The organism is Streptomyces sp. V4I2 (assembly GCF_030817655.1).
In the GTDB taxonomy this organism is placed as follows: Bacteria; Actinomycetota; Actinomycetes; order Streptomycetales; family Streptomycetaceae; genus Streptomyces; species Streptomyces plumbiresistens.
This window is the reverse complement of sequence record NZ_JAUSZM010000003.1, coordinates 9975306-9995721: the sequence shown is the minus strand read 5'-3', so window position 1 is coordinate 9995721 and position 20416 is coordinate 9975306. Positions and strand designations below refer to the sequence as shown.

17 protein-coding genes and 1 pseudogene are annotated in these 20416 nt (G+C 68.8%); 9 read left to right on the top strand and 9 right to left on the bottom strand.

Going from position 1 to position 20416, the window contains the following annotated elements:
• Positions 1-57: 57 nt before the first annotated feature.
• The gene (locus QFZ76_RS46705; protein WP_307679400.1) at positions 58-942 is read right to left on the bottom strand and encodes an alpha/beta fold hydrolase; all 885 of its coding nucleotides are present in this window, start codon (positions 940-942) and stop codon (positions 58-60) included.
• A gap of 64 nt (positions 943-1006) precedes the next feature.
• On the opposite strand from QFZ76_RS46705, the gene QFZ76_RS46700 reads away from it, so the two are divergent.
• Complete coding sequence (locus tag QFZ76_RS46700) at positions 1007-1618, top strand: ABATE domain-containing protein (RefSeq protein WP_307679399.1); 612 nt, start codon at positions 1007-1009, stop codon at positions 1616-1618.
• Positions 1619-1634: 16 nt separating this feature from the next.
• Here the strand turns inward: QFZ76_RS46700 and QFZ76_RS46695 are convergent, their stop codons facing one another.
• Positions 1635-2108 carry a helix-turn-helix domain-containing protein gene (locus tag QFZ76_RS46695; RefSeq protein ID WP_307680336.1) on the bottom strand — a complete coding sequence of 158 codons (474 nt, stop codon included), beginning with the start codon at positions 2106-2108 and terminating at the stop codon, positions 1635-1637.
• 356 nt (positions 2109-2464) lie between these two features.
• Between QFZ76_RS46695 and QFZ76_RS46690 the strand changes: the two are divergent.
• Positions 2465-3004 (top strand): annotated as a pseudogene (locus tag QFZ76_RS46690) (TetR/AcrR family transcriptional regulator).
• 1123 nt (positions 3005-4127) lie between these two features.
• Here the strand turns inward: QFZ76_RS46690 and QFZ76_RS46685 are convergent.
• A complete protein-coding gene (locus QFZ76_RS46685; protein ID WP_307679398.1) occupies positions 4128-4718 on the bottom strand; it encodes a TetR/AcrR family transcriptional regulator in 591 nt (196 codons plus the stop codon).
• A gap of 685 nt (positions 4719-5403) precedes the next feature.
• Positions 5404-5904 carry a PaaI family thioesterase gene (locus QFZ76_RS46680; RefSeq protein WP_307679397.1) on the bottom strand — a complete coding sequence of 167 codons (501 nt, stop codon included), beginning with the start codon at positions 5902-5904 and terminating at the stop codon, positions 5404-5406.
• A gap of 102 nt (positions 5905-6006) precedes the next feature.
• On the opposite strand from QFZ76_RS46680, the gene QFZ76_RS46675 reads away from it, so the two are divergent.
• Entirely contained in the window at positions 6007-6474 is a 468-nt protein-coding gene (locus tag QFZ76_RS46675; RefSeq protein ID WP_266451860.1) for a helix-turn-helix domain-containing protein, read from the top strand.
• 755 nt (positions 6475-7229) lie between these two features.
• Here the strand turns inward: QFZ76_RS46675 and QFZ76_RS46670 are convergent.
• The 3 genes from QFZ76_RS46670 to QFZ76_RS46660 form a co-directional block, all read right to left on the bottom strand.
• On the bottom strand, positions 7230-8147 hold the full coding sequence (locus tag QFZ76_RS46670; RefSeq protein ID WP_307679396.1) for an alpha/beta hydrolase: 918 nt from the start codon (positions 8145-8147) through the stop codon (positions 7230-7232).
• A 63-nt stretch (positions 8148-8210) separates the two neighbouring features.
• Complete coding sequence (locus tag QFZ76_RS46665; protein WP_307679395.1) at positions 8211-9272, bottom strand: alkene reductase; 1062 nt, start codon at positions 9270-9272, stop codon at positions 8211-8213.
• Between the two features lie 208 nt (positions 9273-9480).
• A complete protein-coding gene (locus tag QFZ76_RS46660; protein ID WP_307679394.1) occupies positions 9481-10272 on the bottom strand; it encodes an SDR family oxidoreductase in 792 nt (263 codons plus the stop codon).
• A 406-nt stretch (positions 10273-10678) separates the two neighbouring features.
• Between QFZ76_RS46660 and QFZ76_RS46655 the strand changes: the two genes are divergently transcribed.
• The 3 genes from QFZ76_RS46655 to QFZ76_RS46650 all read left to right on the top strand — a co-directional run bounded on the left by QFZ76_RS46655 (position 10679) and on the right by QFZ76_RS46650 (position 13326).
• A complete protein-coding gene (locus tag QFZ76_RS46655) occupies positions 10679-11245 on the top strand; it encodes a TetR/AcrR family transcriptional regulator (RefSeq protein WP_307679393.1) in 567 nt (188 codons plus the stop codon).
• Between the two features lie 433 nt (positions 11246-11678).
• The gene (locus QFZ76_RS52010) at positions 11679-11843 is read left to right on the top strand and encodes a CGNR zinc finger domain-containing protein (protein WP_373464577.1); all 165 of its coding nucleotides are present in this window, start codon (positions 11679-11681) and stop codon (positions 11841-11843) included.
• 469 nt (positions 11844-12312) lie between these two features.
• Positions 12313-13326 (top strand): NADP-dependent oxidoreductase, encoded by a 1014-nt coding sequence (locus QFZ76_RS46650; RefSeq protein ID WP_307679392.1) that lies wholly within the window; start codon positions 12313-12315, stop codon positions 13324-13326.
• A 414-nt stretch (positions 13327-13740) separates the two neighbouring features.
• Here the strand turns inward: QFZ76_RS46650 and QFZ76_RS46645 are convergent, their stop codons facing one another.
• Positions 13741-14751 carry an enoyl-CoA hydratase/isomerase family protein gene (locus QFZ76_RS46645; RefSeq protein WP_307679391.1) on the bottom strand — a complete coding sequence of 337 codons (1011 nt, stop codon included), beginning with the start codon at positions 14749-14751 and terminating at the stop codon, positions 13741-13743.
• 73 nt (positions 14752-14824) lie between these two features.
• The gene (locus QFZ76_RS46640; protein WP_307679390.1) at positions 14825-15985 is read right to left on the bottom strand and encodes an iron-containing alcohol dehydrogenase; all 1161 of its coding nucleotides are present in this window, start codon (positions 15983-15985) and stop codon (positions 14825-14827) included.
• Between the two features lie 128 nt (positions 15986-16113).
• Between QFZ76_RS46640 and QFZ76_RS46635 the strand changes: the two genes are divergently transcribed.
• From QFZ76_RS46635 to QFZ76_RS46625, 3 genes are all read left to right on the top strand, one after another.
• A complete protein-coding gene (locus QFZ76_RS46635; RefSeq protein WP_307679389.1) occupies positions 16114-17076 on the top strand; it encodes a LysR family transcriptional regulator in 963 nt (320 codons plus the stop codon).
• 289 nt (positions 17077-17365) lie between these two features.
• The gene (locus QFZ76_RS46630) at positions 17366-18277 is read left to right on the top strand and encodes an alpha/beta hydrolase fold domain-containing protein (RefSeq protein WP_307679388.1); all 912 of its coding nucleotides are present in this window, start codon (positions 17366-17368) and stop codon (positions 18275-18277) included.
• A 195-nt stretch (positions 18278-18472) separates the two neighbouring features.
• Positions 18473-20362 carry a propionyl-CoA synthetase gene (locus QFZ76_RS46625; protein ID WP_307679387.1) on the top strand — a complete coding sequence of 630 codons (1890 nt, stop codon included), beginning with the start codon at positions 18473-18475 and terminating at the stop codon, positions 20360-20362.
• Positions 20363-20416: the final 54 nt, after the last annotated feature.

The following is a 20416-nucleotide window of genomic DNA, read 5'->3' as shown; positions in this document are numbered from 1 at the left end:
CGCTGGACAGCGCGTCTTTCAGCTCGGCGCTCGACCGGCTGAGGGGCACCGCTTCCGTCACCGTGGGGGCTCACCGGCTCGTCCGCCGGCCAGGAAAGGCCGCAGGTGCGCCAACAGCGCCTCCGGTTGCTCCTCCGGAACGAAGTGGCCGCACTCCGGGATCTCGGCACCGGTGACGTCGTCCGCGTAGCCACGCCAGATCTCCAGTGTCGGCAGGCGGGCAGGCAGTCCCGCGGAACCCCACAGCGCCAGCAGCGGCATGGTAAGGCGGCGGCCTTCGGCGGCGTCGATGTCGTCGAGCGCCGTGTCCTCCTCCATGGCGCGGTAGTCGTCGAGGCTCGCGCGCAGGGCGCCCGGGCGGGAGAACGCACGGACGTAGCCGTCGACCGCGTCGGCTGTGAGTCCGTGGCGGTTGTAGGTCCACCGCTCGAAGAAGTACTCGAGATACCCGCGGATGTCGTGCCCCACCAAGCGCTCGGGCAGATCGGGCTGCATGTGGAACAGCCAGTGCCAGTACCCGGAGGCGAGCGAGGCGTCCAGGCGGCGGAACATCTCCCGCGTCGGAACGATGTCGAGCACGGCCAGCCGCTCCACCTGGTCCGGTCGGTCCAGCGCCCAGCGGTGCCCCACGCGCGCGCCGCGGTCGTGGCCCACGACCATGGCCCGCTCGAAGCCGAGCGCCTCGACGAGACCTGCCATGTCGGCGGCCATACGCCGCTTGCCGTAACCAGAGGCGGGCTTGTCGCTCAGGCCGTATCCGCGCAGGTCCGGCGCCACAACCGTGTGGTCGGTGGCGAGATCCGCCAGTACCGGCCGCCAGCAGTCGGAGGTCTGCGGCCAGCCGTGGAGGAGGACGAGCAGAGGTCCGGACCCGGCTTTGACGAAGTGCAGGCGGACCCCGTCCACCTGCGTCACTCCGGTCGTCGCTGTCGGCTGTCCCATGGATGCGCCTTCCTGTCACGAGCTAACCGTCTTTGACGGTTCGGCTAGCGGGCAAAATGGAGGCGTGGCAGTGGCAACGGACAACATGTGGATCTGGGATGGCGGACGGGTCTGCCTGGACTTCGCCAACACCCTTCGCAGCCGATGGAGAACCACCCCGGAGGAGACACTCCGGGGACCGGACGACCTGATGGGCTGGCTCCGGGAGGCCCGTCTCCTCGCACCGGCGACCACCGATCCCGCCACGGCAGCCGCTCTCACGTCCGCCCGCCGGCTGCGCGAGACCGTCGACCGGGCCGTACTGGCGGTCGCCGACGGCCGACTGCCCCCATCCGGCGACGTGACACTGCTCAACCGATCGGCAGCGGCGGCCCCCCGACCCGCCCTGCAACTCGTCATCACCGACGACCGCCTGGAGCCCGCCGGCACCACGACCCTCGCCGACGACCCCACACTCGCGCTGGCGCTCATCGCCCAGGACGCCGTCGACTTGCTTCTGTCCGCCGAGATCCGACGCGTACGCGTCTGCGGAGCGGACCACTGCGCACTGCGCTTCCTGGACCGCTCCCCGGCCCGCAACCGCCGCTGGTGCTCCATGTCCCGCTGCGGAAACCGCACCAAGGTCCGCCTCCATCAGGCGCGTACACGGCAGAGCGGCGGGATCACGGAAAGCTGACGGAGGAGTCCTCAGCTCACCCGGCGGGCCTCATACGAAATGCCGGGCCGGGAACGCTTTCGATCTCTTCCGCCTGCACGGCGTGGCCCCGTTCGCAGCGAATCTGGACGTCGACGTGCGCGCCGCACTCGCGGTGTCGCGCCAGTACCGCCGGGCCCTCCGGGTCGGCGCGGTAACGGTCACCCCACTCCAGCAGCCCCATCACGGCCGGCACCAGATCCATGCCCTTAGCGGTGATCACATACTTCGGCCGACTCCGCGAACCGGGCTCCTTGTACGTCTCGGTCGCCAGGATCCCTTCCTCCACCAGCATCCGAAGCCGCGTCGCCAGCAGGTTACGAGGACAGCCCAGGACACGTTCGAAGTCCCCGAACCGGGACGAGCCGTACCACACCTCACGCAGGATCAGGATCGTCCACTTCTCGCCCACGATCTCAAGAGTCCGCGCGATCGAGCAGTTGGACGTGTCCCGGTCGAGTCGAGGGTCCATGCCGGTGTCTTGAAGAACTTCGGTCCACGCATCCATGGGAGCGATCCTAACCGAGTTTGGGTTTACTTATAGATACTCAGCCGTCGGCGCCGCAACCCGGCCGCTCGACCTGGCTGCACACGAGAAGGACCAAGGCCCTCACAAGATCTTTCATCGCACCGATCCGCCGGACCGGCCCGAGCGCAGATGTCACGACCCACCCGGGGTGTCCACCTCGAAGCGCGAGCCATCCACATGGCCTCACGAGCGTAATATTATATATGTGAGGCCATGGACTCGGCTCGGGCCGCAAGGCAATGGCATTACATCGCGACGGGAGGAAGCCTGTGGCGCGCTACGCCAAGGAACACAAGTAGGTGACGCGGCAACGGATCATCGAGACGGCCGCCACCGATTCAAGCAGGACGGCATCGACGGCTCGGGCATCTCGACACTGATGGCGGACGCCGGGCTCACCAACGGAGCGTTCTACGCCCACTTCGCCTCCAAGGACGACCTCGTCGCCCACGTTGTCGCCGATCAACTTCGCACGCAGGCGGGGGGACGACACACTGCCGGCGGGCCGACAGGGACTCGAGGAGTTCATTCGCGGCTATCTGTCGCCCGAGCACCGCGACCAGCCCAGCACCGGATGCCCCTCCGCCGCGCTGCTCGACGAGATCGGCCGCTGCGCGGACGCCACCAAGCAGGCGTACACCGAGGGCGCGACGGCCATCGTGGAAGAGATCGCCACCCGTCTGGCGCCTGGGGATCCGCAGTCCGCTCGCGGCAACGCCATCGGGCTCTTCACCATGCTGGTGGGGACGCTGCAACTGTCCCGCGCGCTCGCCGACCGCAAGTTCGCCGACGAGGTCCTCGAGCAGGGAATCGCGAACGCCCAGACGTTCATGCGCTAAGGGGAACGACCGAGCCGCAACTGTGCGGCGGTCCACCTCCGCCAGGCGCTGAGCGAGGGCATTGAGCCGAGCCCGGATGCGACAGCCGTTCCGCGCGTCCGGGCATGGCCACGCGCGGACTCGTGAAGTGGCCCTCCGACCTCAACTCATGACCGGTTGACGGGCGTCGACCACGCAGGGCCGGAGAAGCCTCCAACCTCCCCGGCGCACATGCCGCCCGCCCCTGTCACCCACTACCGCTCGAGGAAGTCGAGGGCTTCCGCCACGAACCGCTCGTGGAACTGGAAGATGCCTCGAGTGGACCGGGGGTGCCCTGGTTCCGTCGCGCCGCGACCGTATAGGCGTCCGTCCGTTCCGCGCTCCGCACCTCGCCCGCCGCCCCCGGCGTCGTCTTCGGCAAGACCTCAGATGAGTACGGACGGCTGTCCGCTCCAGCGCACGCTCGACGCCGTCGGGGAGATGTGGACACTGCCGATCCTGCGCGACACCGGCCGCGGACTCTGCCGCCGCACCGGCCAAACGCCGCCTCGCTCCAGCCGGGCAGCGGCACCCGATCCGGTGTCACGGACCCGCCCGGATTGAGTCGTCCTGTTCGGCTGTGGGCTGGAGCGGCCAGTCCGCGAGGAAGCTGGTCACGCCCTTCGGAAGGACCTGGCGTGCTGAGCCAGGAAGTCCTGGCCGCATTGATGAGAATCGTCGCTATCGGCGAGATCCGTTCTTCATCCCCATTGGATCCGCCACGGGCCTCCCGCCACTCCGGAACACTCGGCCTGGTTCTGATGGTTGCGGAGCGAGCAGGAAGGGCCGTCGATGCCGACGACTGCGGTCCGTTGCGTTGCAGGAGCCGGTCGAGCATCGCCGCGGCGACGACGACATCCCGAAGGCGCCGGGCACAGGCGGCGATCCCGACGTCGGCGGCAGGGCCTGGAGAATTCCGACACCGCTGGCAGATCACTTGGAAAGGGACGAAGGCGCCTTCCTGAGCGGCCGGAGGCAGCCGAACTCGTCGATGGTCAAAAGGTTGGGTCCGGCGAAGAACCGCATGCGGGTCTTTCAGAAGCTTTGGCTGCCTGTGTGGGCTGTTCCCCCGAGAGTCACAGCCTGCGGCCAGGATGGTGATGCGTCAGACGCGTTGCCCGGCATCCAGCAGGGCGAGGGCGTTGTCTATCCCCTGATCGAGGAGCTCCTTGGCGAGCTGAGTGTCGGTCAAGGCGCGGGACAGCTGCAGTGTCCCGGCCATCAGCCCGAGGAGGCTGAGCGCCTTCACGTGTGCGGAGGACGGGGCCTCGGGCGCGATGCGGGCGGCAATGCCGTCGATGAGGATCAGCACGCCGTCGGTGTACGCCTGCCTCGTCGTGTCAGTGCAGCGCCCGATCTCGTCGAGCAGAGCGGCGTTGGGGCAGCCGTCGCCAAGGCTGCCGCGGTGCTGGGGCGACAGGTACCCGCGCACAATCTGCTCGAGTCCGGCACGGCCGGGTGCGGCCCGCGCGACGACCTCCTCGGCCTGCACCTTCAACTGGTCGGCGATTGCCGTGGTGACGAGGTCGTCTTTGGATTCGAAGTGAGCGTAGAAGGCCCCATTGGTCAGCCCCGCGTCCTTCATGAGCGTCGAGACCCCGGAGCCGTCGATACCGTCCTGCTTGAACCGGCGGCCCGCCACCTCGATGATCCGCCGCCTCGTCTCCGACTTGTGCTCTTTTCCGTACCGCACCACAGCACACGCTCCTTCGCCGGCCGGAAGGACCGGTTGCCCTTCACCGACTTCGCCAGTCTATTACATTGCGAACATAATCCAAAGAGTCGACAGCGGCGACGGCTGAGCATCGGGCTTTCATCAGTGACGGCTGACACGGTCCCGGCATCTGAACTCGCCCTCGTAGGTGGGGCTCATGGTGTCGGCCGTCACCGTGAGCATCGCCTACCGCCTACCGCCTACCTGCAGATCGGCCACGGCGGCGACGACGAACTGCTCAACACCCTCCGCAAGCTCTGGCCGACCCTGCTGCTCCTCAACCGGCCCGGCGCCGACCTCGCCACCTGCGCCAAGGACATCGAAGACGGCCTCGCGGACGTCATCACCGTCGACACCATGGCACTCGCCAACCCCGACCTCGTCGAGCGCGTACGCGCCAACGCCCCCATACACACCCGACCCCAAATACACCTTCTACGGCGGCGGCGCAGCCGGCTACACCGACCACCCCGTCCACGCCGCTTGTTCAGAGCGCCCGACGCCCGAGGGAAACGTCTCCCCGGGCGCCCAAGCGTGGCTGTGACACGCACCAACCAGCCTCACAGTCGACGAGTCACCCAGGGGCAGCGGGACGCCGTCGAGCGGATTATCGATGCACTCCCTGTCCGCCCCGACTGCCCCACCCGCCTCGTCTCTGCCTGCCCAGTCACACCCGAGGGACGGGTACCGGGATGAGCATGCAGCTGCTGGTGGCGTGGGCGAGGAGACGGTCTTTCGCGTCGACCAACTGGGCCTGGGCCAGGGCGGTTTGGCGGCCCTTGTTGACGACCGTGCCAATGGCGCGCACTGGGCCCGTGTCCACGGTGACCCGTCGCAGGAACTTCACGGTCAGGTCGAGCGAGGTGTACGCCATGCCCTGCGGGAGGAGGGACTGGACTGCGCAGCCCGCCGCCGAGTCGAGCAGGGTGGCGAAGATGCCGCCGTGCACGCTGCCGATCGGGTTGTAGTGCTCCTCCCCCGGTGTCAGCGAGAAGACCGCCCTGCCGGGCTCCACCTCGTCCAGGGCGAAGTCGACGGTGAGGCTGATCGGCGCCCTCGGCAGCCGCCCCGCCTGCACTTCGCGCAGGAAGTCGATGCCGGCCATACACCCGGCGGCCTCCGCTGAGATCGCGGGATCGTCCCAGTGATACGTACGCGTTCGCCCCACGGTCCAGCGCCCTTCTCTGACTCTCAGCTGACTTTTTCAAGTGAAGCTAGACTTTTGGTCGCCTGACTGTCAATGACGAAGCCAGACCTTTACGATGGCAGGATGGAGTGGCTTGAGGCGAGTACGGAGAACTGCCCCGTCCAGCGCACGCTCGATGTGATCGGGGAGAAATGGACGCTGCTGATCCTGCGTGACGCCGTCAACGGAGTCCGCCGCTTCGACGACTTCCACCGCCACATCGGCCTGTCGGAGGCCGTCCTCAGCGACCGCCTCCGCAAGCTGACCTCGGCCGGCATCCTCAAGACCGTCCCCTACCGGGAGCCCGGCAGCCGCTCCCGCAACGAATACCGCCTGACCCGCAAGGGCTGGGACCTATGGCCCGTCCTGATGGCGCTGACCCAGTGGGGCGAGGCGTACACCCTCGGTTCCGAGGGTCCTCTACTGGACGTCCGCCACACCGAGTGCGATGCCCCCGTCCGCGTCGTCGTCGAGTGCTCCGCGGAGCACTCAACTCTCACTCCCCGTGAAGTCACCGCCCGGCTGGGAACAGGCGCCCGTCTCCGGTCGTGAGCCATCGACCTCGCGGTCGCGGGCGGGACGGCGCCTGAGGGGCAACGGCGGCGGAGTTGGACCGCGTGACGGGGCGCACGGTGCTCGTGATGTCCGACCAGCCACCCACGCCGACGTCCTCCCCTGAGTGCCTTGCGTCCCATGCCGGCCGTGAAGAGCGGAGTCTGGCGGTGCGGACCGGGACAGGTGGTCCGTGGCGGGATGTGCACGAGCGGTACGGGCCTTGAACCGGGTCTACGACTGGAGAGACATAGGCGACGGCGTTCCCCTTGACCTGGGTGGAAGGTTCTCCACAGGGCGGGACGTGCGTGGCCCTGCGGGTGCCGGACGAGCCGGGCCGGCAGTACGGCGTGGGAGGCAGGAGCAGGGCCGGTGCGGTCGTAGCCGAATGCACCGTAGACCAGGGGGGTAGGAAGGCCGGCTGGTAGTTGGTCGCTTTGTCGACGGGGAGTCTCGCCGGCTGGACCGCGACCTTGGCGCCGGCCGACCGGACGTGACGGATCCTCGTTCCCGGTCGGCGACCCGAGAGTCGGCGAGCTTGGTCGCGCACGGCGGTGCGCGCGGAGGCGACGCCGCCGTCGTGGTCGGTCGTCTCGACCGTCGCCTTCGGGACCGGGACTACGCCGCCTGCCGGACCGGGACGAGGTCGCGTGCGTCGCGGACCTGAGCGCCGCAGCAGCCCATGTCGGCGTCCGTCCACCGTCCCGGTCCGGCAGGTGCGCGGATCCTGCGACTGCCGCGCCCGTACCGCTCGGTCAGATCTTCGTCTTCTCCCGGACCCACGCGCCGATCTGTGCGATGGCGGCGTCGACCTCCGGAATGCGGCCGGCACCGTAGACGTAGGAGTGCTGGCCTCCGGGGACCACCACGGTCGCCGTGTCGATTCCGGCGTCCTTGACGCGGGCGGCGAACTCCTCGTCCTCGCCGGCCAGGACCTCGTACGTTCCCCAGGAGACGAGGGTCGGGGGCAGACCGCTCAGGTCCGCCCGGTTCAGATTGATCCTGGTGTCCGTGAACTCGATGCCCGTGCCGCCGATCCAGGCATCCCTGAAGAACTCCAGCAACTGCTTGCTGAGAATCTTGTCCGTCCCGGCGTTGGTCACCATGGTCTCGTTGGCGATCTCGAGGTCGCACCAGGGGGAAATCGACACGATGGCCCCGGGCAACGGCTGCTTCTTGTCGCGGAGACGAAGCGCCAGGGCGACGGCGATGAACCCGCCGATCGAGTGGCCGATCGTGATGATGTTCCCCGGCTCATACCCTTCGGAGAGCAGCCAGTTGAAGGCCGCCTCCGCGTCGTCCACCTGAGCCGGGTACTTGTGCTCCGGCGCCCGCCTAAAGTCCAGGACCAGTACGGGGGCCCCGACGGCCTTGGCGATATGGCCGGCGAGCTTCCGGTCGACGACCGCCGACGAAAATACGGAACCCCCGGCGTGACTGTGCAGGAGGACGTAGTCGGTGTTGGCGTCGACGGGTTCGCACCAGATTCCCAGCACGCCACCCGCGTCCACCTCCCGATAGGTGACACCTTCCGGCTCCCGTGCCATGAGATGGGAGCTCTCCACCCGGGTCCGGTTCGCGTCCAGTTCGGACTCGGGAATCACCATCGCGGCGAAAAAGTCCGCGAATTCGAGCGCTTCCGGGCTCAGTTCAACTGCAGCGTGCTCAGACACGTGGCACCTCCATGGGGCCAGCTGGGCATACCAGCCCGCCAGGACCGGTATCGCCGGGGATTGTCAGGCAGTGAGGGTGGGGTAATCGGTGTAGCCGGCCTCGCCGCCGCCGTAGAAGGTGGCGGGGTCGGGGGTGTTCAGCGGCGCGCCGGCACGTACGCGCTCGACCAGGTCGGGGTTGGCGAGGGCCATCACGCCGACGGTGACGATGTCGGCGATGCCGTCTTCGATGTCCTTGGCGCGGGTGGCGATGTCGGTGCCGGCCCGGTTGAGAAGCAAGGTGTTCGGCCACAACTTCCGGAGTGTGTGCAGGAGTTCGTCGTCGCCGCCGTGGCCGATGTGCAGGTAGGCGAGGTCGAGGGGGGCGAGGGCGCGCACGAGTGCGGGGTACAGCTCGTGGGTGTCGCTCTCGGCGATGTCGTTGAACGGGTTGCCGGGGGAGATACGGATGCCGGTGCGGCCGGCGCCGATCTCGTCCGCCACCGCGGTGGCGACCTCCACCGCGAAGCGGATGCGGTTCTCGACGGAGCCGCCGTACTGGTCGGTGCGCCGGTTGGTGTTGGTGGCGAGGAACTGGTGCACGAGGTAGCCGTTGGCGCCGTGGATCTCGACGCCGTCGGCGCCGGCCGCGATGGCGGCCGCCGCGGCACGCCGGAAGTCCTCGACCGTCGCGGCGACCTCCTCGGTGGTCAGCTCGCGCGGTACCGGCATCTCCTGGAGCCCGGACGCGGTGAACATCTCGCCCGCCGGCCGGACCGGGGAGGGGGCGACAGGCTGCCGGTGGTGGAAGGTGTTGTCGGGGTGGGACATCCGTCCGGCGTGCATGAGCTGGATGACGACGCGTCCGTCGACGCCGTGCACGGCGTCGGTGACCTTGCGCCACCCGGCGATGTGCTCCTCGGTGTAGATGCCGGGGGTGAGCGGGTAGCCCTGTCCGTCGGCGCTGGGCTGGGTGCCCTCGGTGATGATGAGGGCGTGCGAGGCGCGCTGGGCGTAGTACTCGGCGTTCAGCTCGGTGGGTATGCCTTCCGGCGTGGACCGGTCCCGCGTCATGGGGGCCATCGCCAACCGGTGCGGCAGGGAGATCTCCCCGGCGACGATCGGGTTCCACAGGGCGTTCAACATGGATGTTTCCTCAATGAAGGGTGAGAGAGAGCAGGGAATGGGTGGCGGGCTGCCGCGAGTGTGGAAGGCAGGCTGCGCGGAGGAGGTGTTGGAAGGGGCCGTCGAGGGTGCGGACGGGCTGGCCGTGCACCTGACCGCCGCCATGGCAGTGCAGCGGCGGGCGTGCCGTTGTCGGAAAGGGACTCCCGCACGGGAGTCGAGGCGGCGGTCAGCCGCGGTAGCGATCGGCCGGGACGCGCTGCGACAGGTTCGGGACGAGCGTCTGACGCGCCTTCTCGAACGACTCCCAGTCGCTGATATCCGGCAGTGACGGGATGGTGACGGGCTCCCCGGCGTCGAGGCCCGCGAACGCCGCGTCGACGGCGTCGTCCACACTCATGATCCACTCGTCGGGGAACGCCTCGAGGTCGGCGCCGGAGCCGTCCCAGAACTCCGAACGGACAGCGCCCGGCAGCACGGCCTGCACGGTCACAGGGCTCTCGGCGAGCTCCTGCTGCAGAGCCTGGGTGAACGTCAGCACGTAGCTCTTGGTGCCGCTGTAGACAGCGCTGACGGGCAGGATGTTGAGAGCCAGGGCAGAGGAGACGTTCACCACGGTGCCGTGCCCGCGGGCCGTCAGGCCCGGCAGGACCGCGGTGGTCAGCCTGGTCAGCGAGGTCACATTGAGGTTGATCAGCGCCTCGGAGGCCGCGGCGTCGGAGGTCGCCAGCGGCGTGAACAGCCCCCCGCCGGCGTTGTTGATCAGTACCTCGATGCTCTCGTCGGTGCGCAGACGCTCCTCGACCACGGAGACCTGCGCCGCATCGGTGAGGTCGGCGGCGACGACGTCCACTGCGCGGCCCGTGCGGCTGCGGATGTCCGACGCCAGCGTCTCCAGCCGCGCGGTGTTCCGGGCCACCAGGATCAGGTCGTAGCCCCGGTCGGCAAGCCGCTGCGCATAGGCGGCACCCAGGCCGGCGGACGCACCGGTGACGACAGCGGTCTTGTTCTGCGTGGTCATGGGTGGATCTCATTTCTGGGCTGGCGGATGAGTAGAGGGGCCAGAGCGTCGGTCCCGCTTTAGATTACGATAGGTATCTAACGCAGTCCAGTCAACGTCCCCGCCGCCCGCAGTCACCGCCCGCAGTCACCGCCCGCGGTCGGAGGCCGCTAGACGTGAACGCCGGACACCTGGGTCGACGGCCGATCAGGTTCGGATGGAGGATCCTCGGGCACATGGTCGCCGTGGACGGTTTCGGGCCCACTTGTCGCCAAAGAGGCTGAACAGGCTCCGTCCGCCGCTGCGCACGCGCTCCACGGGATTTTGCACCGGCCGTACAGAAAAGGGCCGCTGTGGTCGGGCGCCTCGGCCGCCCCACTTCGCATATGATAGATGCACTCTACTATCTAATGTGGGCAGGTGACTGATGAGTCGCGTTTCGCAAGCACAAGCGCTCGAGAACCGCAGGCGTGCGGTCGCCGCGGCCGCCCAGCTCTTCCGGGAGCGCGGCGTGAACGGCATCAGCGTCGCCGATCTGATGAAGTCCATCGGGCTGACCACGGGCGGCTTCTACAAGCAGTTCCCCTCCAAGGAGGCCCTGGTGACCGAGGCGGCTCAAGCCGCTTTCGGGGACCTTGACCTACTCCTGGCGTCATTCGATACGACCCACGGCGATCACGACACCGCGCGCGGCGCCCTCGTCGACTTCTACCTGTCGGCCGAGCACCGTGACCAGCCCGGCACCGGTTGCCCCACCGCGGGATTCGCAGGGGACGTGGCTCGCGAGCCCACAGCGGGGGAGGTGCGCGAAACGTACGCAGCCGGAGTCGAGGAATTCGCCGCGTGGATGTCCACCGACACCAACGACGGCCTTCCCATGGTGGCCACTCTGGTCGGCGCGATCCTGCTTGCCCGGGCCACAGCAGGCACAGAACTGTCGGAGAAGATCCTCGAGTCGACCCACAAAGCCCTGACCGCACCACAGGGGCCTTGACGGAAATCCTGAACACGAGCTACCCGACTGGGGCCAACACCACGTGATTAAGGGGTTGTTGGCCCGTCAAGGGGATTGGTTGCCATGCGTCGACAAGGACGTACTTCCCGTAACCGATCTCGCGGAGCCCCGCCGCTGCCGTCGTCCTGGCGTCGAGCCGGCGACTGCACGAGACGGTCGCCCCAGCCGTACTCGCGGCCGCCGGCGGTCGGCTACCCGCATCCAGCGACGTCACAACCCTGAACCCAGCAGCAGCTGAGGCCCTCACCCACTCTGCACATAGCCAACGGACGGGCCCCTGGAGCCTGCCGGCACCACGAGCATCGCCACCGATGCCGCAGCAGCGCCGACACTGATCGCCCAGGACGCCGTCGATCCGCTCCTGTCCGCCGAGATCCGCCGCGTGCGCGTCCGCAGCGCGGACATGTGAGCCCTGCGCCTCCTGGACCGCTCCCCCGCCGACAACCGCCGCCGGTGCTCCATGCCCCGCTGCGGCAACCGCACCAAGGTCCGCCTTGACCAGGCCCGTGACAGACGGAGTGGGCACACCGCCCGGAGGCTGAGCCCACCGCCAGACCGAGCCCACGACGAGCCCTGACGCAACCGCGCTCAGCTCACCCGGCGGGTCTCCTACGAAATGCCGGGCCGGGGGCGCTCTCGATGTCTTCCGCCTGCACGGCGTGGCCCCGCTCACAGCGAATCTGGACGTCGACCTGCGCGCCGCATCCGCGATGTCGCGCCAGTACCGCCGACCCCTCCGGGTCGGCGCGGCAACGGTCACCCCACCCCCGCAGCCCCATCACGGCCGGGACCAGAGCCGTTCTCTTGGGCGTGACGAGGACAACCGAGGACGCGTTTCGAAGTCGCTGAAGCGATGCCGGCGTCCCGAAGAGCTTCAGCCCCCGCAACCATGGGCCCCCAACCTATCTGAGTTTACTTTTCTATACTCAGTCGGTAGCGTCATGACCAGCACATCAACCCGGCCGCACGCGACAAACGGGCGCGCAGGAGACCTGCGCGAAGAATCGCATCGACCACTGGAACACCCACACAGAAAGGCGGCCGACATGAAGGCATTCGTCGTCGAGAAGTACGGCAAGGACGGCGTGCGCGCCGCGGAGGTACCCGAGCCCACCGTCGGAGACCGCGACGTCCTGGTCAGCGTGAGGGCCGCCAGTATCAACCCGCTGGACAAGATGGTGCGCAACGGGGAGTTCAAGCAGCTCCTGAAGTACAAGCTTCCGTTCGTGCTCGGCCACGACGTGGCCGGCGTCGTGACGCGGGTCGGCTCCGCCGTACACGGCCTCAAGGCCGGCGACGAGGTCTACGCCCGTCCGCGTGACCTGCGGATCGGAGGCTTCGCGGAGTTCATCGCGATCGACATGGACGATGTCGCGCCCAAGCCGGCCTCCCTCACTTTCCAGGAGGCAGCCGCCGTGCCGCTGGTGGCTCTGGCCGCCTGGCAGATCCTCGTCGACCGTGCCCATGTGAAGCCGGGTCACAAGGTGCTCGTCCACGCCGGTGCCGGCGGCCTCGGCTCGACAGTCATCCAACTCGCCAAGCACCTCGGCGCCACGGTGGCGACGACCACGAACACCGACACCGAAAAGTCGGTCAGGAGCCTCGGCGCCGACGTCGTCGTCGACTACACCAAGGAAGACTTCTCGAAGGTGCTGTCCGGCTACGACCTGGTGTTGGACTCCGTGGGCGGAGCGAACCTCGAGAAGTCGCTGACCGTGCTGAAGCCCGGCGGCCTGGCCATCAGCGTCGTCGGCCCGCCGGACGCCGGCTTCGCCAAGCAGCTCGGCGCCCCCTCCTTCATGGGCCTGGTCATGAGCACCCTCAGCCGCAAGATCCGCAAGCAGGCGAAGGCGCTGGGCGTGCGCTACGAGTTCTTCTTCATGCAGGCCAACGGCTCCCAGCTACGCAAACTCGGCGCCCTCTACGACAGCGGGAAGCTCCGCCCGGTCATCGACAGCACCTTCCCGTTCGACCAGACACTCGAGGCGATGTCGCACGTCGAGCAGAGCCGTACCAAGGCCGGCAAGGTCGTGGTCTCGATGGTGCCGGACAACGACTGAGGCGGTGCCGGCCGCGGAGAGCCGCCGCTGTAGGCGTCTCGGTGCCATTTCGCGGGCCATATGGCTCGCCATGCAGCGCGCCATACGCTTCTACGCCGACCCGAACCCGAGCCGTGGTCAAGCTCCCGCACCCGTTGCGTGTTCGGGAGTGTGATCACGGCGGACGAGCCGCCCCGCCTGCGGGAGCCCGCCCAGGCAGAGACACGAGGACTTCCCGGGTCGGGGAGACGCACCTACGGCGCGCAGCTCTCGACTCTCATGACTCACGCATGACTGACTACAGTCAGAGCGCCTTCCGCTCCCGCTTCCGTGACAACCTGGTCGGCGGGCCCGCGCTCCCGTCTCCTTGAAGCGCGCCCCTCCCCCACGACCAGCCCCTTGCGCGAGGCAATGCCCTCCTCACGGTGGACCTGCTCAGGACGGCAGCGTCCGTCCTCCGAGCGACGCACGTTGCCAGTTGGGCGTGCGGTCCTTGTCGACGAGGGCAGCACGAACCCCCTCCAGAAAGTCCGGCGTGCGGATGGTCGTGCGCGTGAGGGCGAGTTCGGCGCCGAGGCACTCGCGCAGCGTGCGCTGCCTGCCCCGGGCCAGCAGGGCGTGAGTGATCTCCAGGCTCTGCGGCGAGGCGGACTCCAGGGCGGCCAGCGCGGCTGCCGCCCAGGGGGTGTCGAGGTGGCGCAGGCGTTTCTCGATCTCGCCGAGGGATGGCGCGCCGAACGCCCAGTCCACGTCCCCGCGTACCTCCGCCAGTCCGCTCTCCGCCACCGGGGAACGGCCGGCGAGGCGGTTGAGGACGATGTCCACAGTGTCGCCGGGGTTGTCGGCCAGGGCATCCCCGACCCCCTCCAGCGCGTCCGCGGGAACGAAGTGTGTGGCCAGCCCCGTGTACAGGGCGTCGGCCGCGTCGAGCCGGTGCCCCGTCAGTCCCAGGTACATGCCGAGCGCGCCGGGCAACCGCGGCAGAAAGCAGCTTGCCCCGACATCCGGGAAGAACCCGATCCCGGTCTCGGGCATCGCCAGCACCGCGCGCTCGGTGACGACGCGGAAGCTGCCGTGGACGGACAGACCGAGGCCGCCGCCCATGCACAGGCCGTCGATGAGCGACACGACCGGCACCGGATATTCGGCGATCCGGGCGTTGAGCCGGTACTCGGAGGCGAAGAACAGCTCACTGGCCTCGGCATCCCCGGCGAGGCTGTGCTCGCGGATCGTGCGGATGTCTCCACCGGCGCAGAACGCCTTCGTGCTGGTACTGGCAAGCATCACAGCGGACAGCGGTGTGTGCTCCCACTCGGCGAGCACACGGTCGATGGCGACGACCATGCCTGTCGTCAGGGCGTTGAGGGCCTTGGGGCGGTTCAGCAGGATGCGGCCGACGCCCCTGTGGACGTCGGCGAGAATCTCGACCGCTGCGGTATCAGTCATCGGTCGTCATCTCATCATCTCGTCATCCGCGGACCTGGCTGTCGTGGCCATGACGTTCCTCACTCGCCGGGTGTCAGGCGTAGATCTGCGCGTAGAGATCCTGGATCTCGTCCGTGGTGGGTAGGACGGGGTTGTTGGCGGGGGATCCGGACGCGAGCGCCTGCTCGGCCATGAGGGGCAGCAAGCGGAACCACTCGTCCTTGTCGATGCCGTGGGCTCGGGGGGTGGGCACCTCAAGATCCTGGCACAGGGTGCGGAGCGCCTCCACGAGCATGTCGGCGGCCCAGGCGTCACTGTCACCGTCGGTGGCGGCTCCGAGGGCGCGGGCGCAGTCGGCGTACCGGCTCGCGGCGGCGGGCACGGAGAACGCTGTCACCGCGGGGAAGAGCATCGCGTTCGACAGACCGTGGGCGACGTGGAAGTGAGCGCCGATCGGGCGGCTCATGCCGTGCACGAGCGCCACGCTGGAGTTGGAGAAGGCGATGCCGGCCTGGGTCGCGGCGAGCATCATCGCCTCGCGAGCCTCGGTGTCTGTCCCGTCGGCGTAGACGCGGCGGAGGTGTTGGCCGATGGTCCGGATCGCGTTCAGGGCAAGGCCGTCGGAGAACGGATTGGCCTTACGGCTCACGTACGCCTCGACGGCATGAGTGAGCGCGTCGACGCCGGTGTCGGCGGTCAGCCGGGGCGGCATCGACAGGGTCAGTTCGAAGTCGACGACGGCGGCGACCGGCAGGAACGCCGGCCCCGGACAGAGCATCTTCTCGTCCGTGGCGCTGTCGGTGATGATGGTGAACTGGGTCGCCTCCGAGCCACTGCCCGCGGTCGTCGGTACCGCGATCACCGGAAGCGCCGGGCCGAGGTTGGTGTGCGGGGCCTTGTAATCCCGCATCTGCCCGCCCTGGACGCCCAACAGGCCCAGGGCCTTGGCGGTGTCCATCGGGCTGCCGCCGCCGAATCCGATCACCGAGTCCGCCCTGTGCTCGCGCAGCACGGTCAGGCCCGCGTCGAGCGAGTCGGTCGTCGGATCCGGGACGGTGCCGGCGAACAGGTGCGGCCGCAGTCCGGCATCCCTCAGCGTCGCCATCAGTCGCTCCGCGGCACCGGTCCCGGCGAGGAATCCGTCCGTCACCAGCAGGGGGCGGTGCAGGCCCAGCCCCCGGACGACGTCGCCCAGCTCGCCGACGGCGCCGCCGCCGACGCGCAGGATCCGCGGGAGGGAAATGCTGGCAACCATGGCGGCCCTCTCAGCAAGAACGGCGGGGCATGTCGCGCCCGCTGCCCCGACTGTGCGGTCCCGCGCCGTGTGCAATCAACCACCAATAGCGCACATCCGCTGTGCAGAAATGCAGATAGCGTCGAGCCGTGCACTCCCACTCCCCTGACGAGAACCCTGCCCCGCATCCGACCGGCTCCCATCGATCCGTCGATCCACGCAAACTCCGCGCGGACGACCTGCGCTACCTGCTCGCGCTGTCCCGTACCGGACGCCTGGTGACAGCCGCCGACGCCCTCGGCGTGGACCACACCACCGTGTCACGCCGTATCGCCGCATTGGAGAAGAGCATCGGCCTGCGCCTCATCGAACGGGGCACGGAGGGATGGACGCTGACGGACATCGGACGAGCCGTCTCGGAGAACGCACGCGCGATCGAGGAGGCCGTCGACCGCGTCGTCGACACCGTGGCGGGCCAGGACTCGCCGTCCCTGCACGGTACGGTGCGCGTCAGCGCGCCCGACGGCTTCGGCACCGCCTTCGCCACACCCGCCCTCGTACGGGTGCGCCGCAGGCACCCCCGGCTCCAGGTGGAACTCATCACCGCGACACGGCAGCTCACCCTCCGCCCGTCCGGTTTCGATCTCGCTCTCGTCATCGGCGTTCCCTCCAGCAGCCGCCTGGTGACCGAGCACCTCACCGACTACACGCTGGGGCTCTACGCCTGTGACGACTACCTCACGCAGTACGGCCGGCCGGAGACGGTGGCCGAACTGCGCGAGCACCCGCTCATCTTCTACATCGAGTCGATGCTGCAGGTCGGCGACCTCGACATCGAACGCCACCTTCCCGGAATGACCCCGGCGTTCTCCTCGACGAACGTCTTCGCCCAGCTCGAAGCAACCCAGCAGGGGGCCGGCATCGGCGTCCTGCCGGCCTTCCTGACCCAGCGGACGAACCTGCGCAGGCTGCTCGCCGACGAGATCGACATCCGGCTCCCCATCACCCTGGCCGTCCGCCGCGAGGCCGTGACGCACCCCGCCGTACGGGCCCTGTGGACCGCTCTACGGCACGAGGTCGCCGACCGGACGGCCGAACTGATGCCGGAGTGAGCGTCCGCCGATCTCACCCTCCGGTTCCGTGGCCGATGCACGACTACAACCTTCCACATGTGCCGTCGGCAGCCATGCACGCATCGTCGGAGGCCCAGGATGCGCTCGACGCGGCGATTTCACCGGGCACAACGACGGTGCCAAGTGCGCAGCAGCACAGCCCTCCCGGGTGATTTCACCCTCAGCTGAGTTTACTTTCTTACACTCAGCCAATAGCGTCATGGCCAGCACATCAAGCCGGCTGCCGCGAGGGAACCGGCACGGCACCCGCCTGAGAAGGAGCACCACCATGGGAGTAAGCCCAGAGGCACAGCAGTTCGCGGAGTTCCTCGCGAGTGTGAGCGCGAAGTCGTCGACACCGGGCCTCGACCTGGCTGTCGTCCGCGACATCGTCGACTCGAACCACAAGGCGTCCACAGAGCCGGAAGGCGTCACCTACGCCGAGGTCGACGCGGGCGGCGTCCCCGCTCTGTGGGCGATCCCCGAGGGTGCCGATCCCGACAAGGCGCTGCTCCACTTCCACTTCGGCGGATCCGTCACCGCCTCCATGCACTCGGACCGCAAGGCCGCCGGCCATATCGCGAAGGCGGCCGGCGCCCGCTCGCTCGTCGTGGACTTCCGCCTGGCGCCCGAACACCCCTACCCGGCGCAGCTCGACGACGCCGAGACGGCCTACCGGTGGCTGCTCTCCCAGGGCTACCAGCCGCACAACATCGGCAGCACCGGCCACTCCATCGGCGGCACCCTCGCGGTCCTGCTCCCGCTGCGCCTGCTCGCCAAGGGCGAGGCCACCCCGGGCGCGATCGTCAGCGTCTCGCCGTGGACCGACCTCACCATCCAGAACCCGTCGGTGGACGAGAACGAGGACAACGACAAGATGCTCAGCCGGAACACCCTCGAACTCTTCCGAGGAGCCTGGCTGCAGGACCCCACCGTGGACTTCACCGACCCCGCGATCAGCATCGCGAACGCCGATCTGACCGGCCTGCCGCCCACGACCGTCCACTACGGCGAGTACGAGACCCTCGCCGACGACGGCGCCCAGCTCGGCCGCCGACTCGCGGACTTCAAGGTCATCTCCGAGGTCCACCCGATGCCCGAAGGCCAGCACTCCTTCGTCCTGGGCGCCGGGCGCGTACCCGAGGTGGACCAGGCGATCCAGCAGATGGGCCAGTGGCTCCGCAAGCACCTCGGCGCGTGAGCAGCAGCTGCACCTGACGGCCGGGTGGCGTCTGCCGGCCAGACCGCCCCCACCACCGCGATGCCGGTGACCGGTCCGCCGGTCTCCGGCATCCTGCTCGACCATGCCGGGCGGCATGCGGTACTTGTGTCCCACACTGTTTCCGCACGCAGCACCACCACCGTCCCTCGATGCCACGAAGGAGTGCGCGACGCGATGGGAACGTACGAGGACGTCTTCCGTGCCAGTACCGAGGACCCGGAGAGCTTCTGGCTGAAGGCGGCTGAGGGCATCGACTGGGATGTCACTCCGCAACGCGCCCTGGACTCCTCGGGCGCCCCTTTCTACCGCTGGTTTCCCGACGGGCGGCTCAACGTCTGTTTCAACGCGCTCGACCGGCACGTCGAGGCCGGCCGCGGCGAACAACCCGCGCTCGTCTACGACTCCCCCGTGACCGACACCCGCCGCACCTACACCTACGCGCAACTGACGGACGAGGTGGCGGCCTTCGCCGGAGCACTCGCACAGCTCGGCGTGGGACACGGCGACCGCGTGGTGATCTATATGCCGATGGTCCCCGAGGCAGCCGTCGCGATGCTGGCCTGCGCTCGGATCGGCGCCGTCCACTCGGTCGTCTTCGGCGGATTCGCCCCGCGCGAGCTCGCCCTCCGCATCGATGACGCGGCCCCCAAGGTGATCGTCTCCGCCTCCTGCGGCATCGAGGGCAAGCGGGTCATCGCGTACAAGCCGCTGCTGGACCAGGCGATCGAGCTCGCCGTCCACAAGCCGGAGAAGAGCGTGATCCTGCAACGCCCGCAGGAGCCGGCCGCGCTGGGGCCGGACGATCTCGACTGGGCCGAGCTGGTCGCCGCCGCGCCGCCGGCCGACTGCGTTCCCGTCCCCGCCACCGATCCCCTCTACATCCTCTACACGTCCGGAACGACCGGAAAACCCAAGGGAGTCGTGCGTGACTGCGGCGGCTACGCGGTCGCACTGAACTGGTCGATGGGCGCCGTGTACGACGTGGGCCCGGGCGAGACGATGTTCACCGGCTCCGACGTCGGCTGGGTCGTCGGGCACTCGTACATCGTCTACGCGCCCCTGCTGGCCGGCGCGACGACGGTCCTGTACGAGGGCAAGCCGGTCGGCACTCCGGACGCGGGCCAGTTCTGGCGCGTCGCCGCCGAATACCGGGCCAAGACCATGTTCACGGCGCCCACCGCCTTCCGGGCCATCCGCAAGGAGGACCCCACGGGGACACTCACCGCGGACTACGACCTCTCCCACCTGCGCTATCTCTTCCTCGCCGGCGAGCGCCTCGACCCCGAGACCTATCACTGGGCGAGTGCCCTGCTGGGCGTCCCGGTGATCGACCACTGGTGGCAGACCGAGACGGGCTGGCCCATCGTCGCCAACCCTGTGGGCATCGAGACCGCTCCCCTCAAGCCCGGCTCGCCCACCCGCCCCTTGCCGGGCTGGGACGTCCGCGTCCTTGACCCCTCCGGCGAGCCGGTGCCCGCGGGTGTCGACGGTGCGATCGTCGTGAAGCTGCCCCTGCCGCCCGGCGCGCTCCCCACGCTCTGGAACGACGACGACCGCTACGTCGCCTCCTATCTCTCCGCCTATGACGGCTACTACCTCACCGGCGACAGCGGCCACATCGACGACGACGGCTACGTCTTCGTCATGGGCCGCACCGACGACGTCATCAACGTCGCCGGTCACCGGCTGTCCACCGGCAGCATGGAAGAGGCCCTGGCCGCCCACCCCGACGTCGCCGAATGCGCCGTCATCGGCGTCGCCGACGAACTCAAGGGACAGATCCCGCGCGGCTTCGTCGTCCTGAAAGCAGGCAGCAACCGGGAACCGAGCAAGGTCGAGGCCGAACTCGTCCGACTCGTACGCGAACGCATCGGCGCCGTCGCCTCACTCAAGGACGTCACGGTCGTCGCCGCCCTGCCCAAGACCCGCTCGGGCAAGATCCTGCGCAAGACCATGCGCGGTATCGCCGATGGCCATGACGAACCCATCCCCTCCACGGTGGACGACCCGGGCGTCATCGAGACACTGCGCCCGGTCCTCCGCCGCGCCGGTCACACCCCGTGAACGGCTGACAGCGACCTGGCCGACGGTGAGCGACCGCGTCCACCGGACTCCGCG